Source organism: Corallococcus sp. AB018, assembly GCF_003986945.1.
In the GTDB taxonomy this organism is placed as follows: domain Bacteria; phylum Myxococcota; class Myxococcia; order Myxococcales; family Myxococcaceae; genus Corallococcus; species Corallococcus exiguus.
In genome coordinates, this window is sequence record NZ_RAWR01000623.1 from 1 (window position 1) to 385 (window position 385).

A 385-nucleotide genomic window follows, 5' to 3' on the forward strand; every position below is an offset into this window, starting at 1 on the left:
CCTCGACAACGCGCTGTCGCTGCTGACGCCGTTCGTGGTGGCCGTGGCCGCCGAGGAGGTCCACGCATCCGGTGTCGTCGCCGTGGTGGTCGCCGGCCTCTACCTGGGCCACCGGATGCCGACCCTGATGTCGGCCGCCTCGCGGCTGCAGATGAGCGCGTTCTGGAAGATGGTGAAGTTCCTGATCGAGGGGCTGGTCTTCCTGGTCGTCGGCCTGCAGCTCCGGCGCATCCTGGCCGACCTGGACACCGGCGCGGGGCAGGTCGCCCTGGTGACCGCGGTCGTTCTGCTGGTCGTGGTCGTCGGGAGATTCGTGTGGATTTTCCCGGCGACCTACATCCCGCGGTGGTCACCCCGGCTGCGTCGGCGCGACCCGGCCCCGCCC

Annotated in this window: 1 protein-coding gene; it reads left to right on the forward strand. The window is 70.6% G+C overall.

Annotated features, from left to right (window positions below):
- Window positions 1-385: cation:proton antiporter (locus D7Y11_RS43085; RefSeq protein ID WP_199754010.1), on the forward strand; the 385-nt coding region annotated here is incomplete at both ends.